We start from the raw sequence: 2,517 nt of genomic DNA on the forward strand, positions 1-2,517 counted from the left end.
CGCAAGCCGCGGCTGGCCAGTTAATGCCCGCGGAGCCATCACGTTGAACGCGTCGTCGAAGCAGGGTGCCGGTGGTGCAGCCGCTGAGGTTAAACAAGGGAGGATGGGCATGGCAACATCCGAGGCGCTTCGCTATACCAGGATTCATCTTGCCCACGGATCTGGCGAGCTGCCCGCGGTCGGGTTTGGCACGCTGATTCCGGATCGTCTTGCGACCAAACAGGCTACCAAGGCCGCATTGGAAGTGGGATTCCGGCATCTCGATTGTGCGGAACGCTACCGCAACGAAGAAGCGGTAGGCGATGCGATCCAGGAAGCGTTCGAGGCGGGGACCCTTCAGCGGGAGGAGCTGTTCGTTACCACCAAGCTATGGAACACCAATCATCGTCCGGAACGGGTCAAGGCCGCCTACGACGCGAGTCGTCAGCGACTAAGAGTCGACTATATCGATTGCTATATTATCCATACCCCCTTTGCCTTCAAACCGGGCGACGAGCCGGATCCAAGGGACGAGCAAGGTCGGGTAATTTACGACTCAGGCGTGACGTTACTGGAGACATGGCGGGCGCTCGAGCGTCTCGTGGACGAGGGGCACTGCAGGTCGATCGGCTTATCGGATATTACTTTGGAGAAGCTGCGGGAGATCGTTTCGGCTGCGCGGATCAAGCCTGCCGTCGTGCAGGTCGAGTCGCATCCGTATCTTCCCGAATGGGACCTGCTAGAGTTTTGCCGGAAGCATGGGATTGTACTGCAGGCGTTTGCGGCGGTGGGACATGCCCTGGAGCCAAAAATAATCGACGATCCGGTGATTACAGCGATCGCACAGCGTGTGCACAAGACACCAGCTCAAGTGGTCTTGGCCTGGGCCGTACAGCGTGGCACCGCTTTCCTGACCACCTCGACCAAACCTCAGCGCATCCAGGAGAACTTCGAGATTTCAGCTCTTCCCGAAGACGCCATGCGGGAGATTCGGGACCGCATCACAACAAGTGCCCGGTTCAACGCGGTGGTGAAGACCGGCGTGCCTGGATTTATTCCCCGGGCCCCGGTGAATTGAAGCAGCAGCGCGGAGCCGCAAGGGTAAGCCTCCCGACCTCCGGGTTCGCCTCGGCAGGTAGAAAGCAAAGAGGTCGGAGGCGAGCTCGCCTTGCCGGCAAGGCGGTACGCCTTCCGATGCTTGACAGAATGTACAAGGAATATCCGCGGGGAAAAGCGCCCGAGCAGCTTCAGCAGTTGGCCGGCAAGATCCGCGATACTGAATAGCAACCGTCCCCAGAGGCAGGCGAGGTCTTACTCTTTGATCCGTTCAATTCGAGACCGGGAATGCAATTACCGACAATGTTCCATCCGGCCCCGAATACTGCTCGAACGTTCCACCTAGGACATCGACTAAGGAGCTGATAATTTTTATCCCGCTTCCAGGATTACAGACCTCCATGCCAACCCCGTTGTCGGACACGCGACACTCGGTTTGTCCCCTGTGTGTCCTGAGTTCGACTCGTATGGTTCCTCCATGTTCGCCAAACGCATGACGAACAACGTTCGTGATCAGCTCGGAAATCACCATTCCAAGCGTCCAACAGTTTTCAGCTGTCAGTTGTATCGGTGGCCGTTCGACAAAGACCAACTCGATATTTCGGCAGGCAAGCTTTGCATTACTGATGGATCGGCATAGATCGCTCAGATAAGACGACGTATCGATACGCCACGGGGTCGTTGGAATTTCCAGAGCGCGATGAACGTGAGCGTAGTGGTGAAGTTTTTCGAGTACGTCCTCCAGGGCAGATTTTACCTTGGCGTCAGAAGACCGGGACGCATTGAGAGACACCATGCTTATCGCCGAGGCAAATTCGTTGTTGACCCGATGACTCATCTCCATCAGCAGGAGTTGACCATGTTCGCGCTCATAACGGTGTATTGGCTCGGCCGGATCCAGCGCCGACACGGAACGAATTTGCAACGATGGCATGGTGTTCATTTCATTGTACCCTTCTCCTCGGAGAGATTTCGATGTTTCGCGGTATGGTCACCAAGTGCGAAAGTCTGGAAAAAAGGCTCCGGGCACCATGTCCGATTTCATGTGAAGCCCTCCATGTGTGAGCGCGCAAGTAATCAGGCTCATGCGCTCACAAATCGATTACGACGTCGCCCTGGGGTTGCGAGCAGCAGATCAGCACGTTACCGTCCGCCGGTGCGTCGACCGGGTCCGGGCGGTAACCGATCTTGCCCGCCACAAGCCCGGTCTCACAGGTATGGCAGACCCCGGTTCGACACGCCCACCGCACAGGCACGTCGCAAGCCTCGGCCACCTCGAGCAAGCTCTGGAACGATGACCCCCAGCGGACATTGAGACCGCTGCGGGCGAACGAAACCATCGGTCCTGAGCCAGGGGACCCTGCCGGCAAATGAGGCGGCTGACGTGGCGAAGAAGCAATGCCTGGCGTTTTAGATGGACCGGCGCCGAATATCTCGGTGTGGATGTGATCCGGCGCGACGCCACACGCAGCAAGGCCGCCC

At 57.9% G+C, this 2,517-nt stretch carries 3 protein-coding genes and 1 pseudogene; 2 read left to right on the plus strand and 2 right to left on the minus strand.

Features of this window, described 5'->3' with window-relative positions:
* Positions 1-109: 109 nt before the first annotated feature.
* Complete coding sequence (locus ABSG20_RS34550; RefSeq protein WP_423868918.1) at positions 110-1,057, plus strand: aldo/keto reductase; 948 nt, start codon at positions 110-112, stop codon at positions 1,055-1,057.
* Between the two features lie 98 nt (positions 1,058-1,155).
* Positions 1,156-1,260 (plus strand): annotated as a pseudogene (locus tag ABSG20_RS34555) (NADPH-dependent FMN reductase); the annotation flags it as partial.
* A 46-nt stretch (positions 1,261-1,306) separates the two neighbouring features.
* On the opposite strand, the gene ABSG20_RS34560 reads toward ABSG20_RS34555, so the two are convergent.
* Both ABSG20_RS34560 and ABSG20_RS34565 read right to left on the minus strand, forming a co-directional pair.
* On the minus strand, positions 1,307-1,978 hold the full coding sequence (locus tag ABSG20_RS34560) for a sensor histidine kinase (RefSeq protein ID WP_423868916.1): 672 nt from the start codon (positions 1,976-1,978) through the stop codon (positions 1,307-1,309).
* A gap of 148 nt (positions 1,979-2,126) precedes the next feature.
* A partial coding sequence (locus ABSG20_RS34565) for a 2Fe-2S iron-sulfur cluster-binding protein (protein WP_423868917.1) occupies positions 2,127-2,517 on the minus strand: 391 nt, incomplete at its 5' end.

It is taken from the genome of Bradyrhizobium sp., from assembly GCF_049512235.1.
Taxonomy (GTDB): domain Bacteria; phylum Pseudomonadota; class Alphaproteobacteria; order Rhizobiales; family Xanthobacteraceae; genus Bradyrhizobium.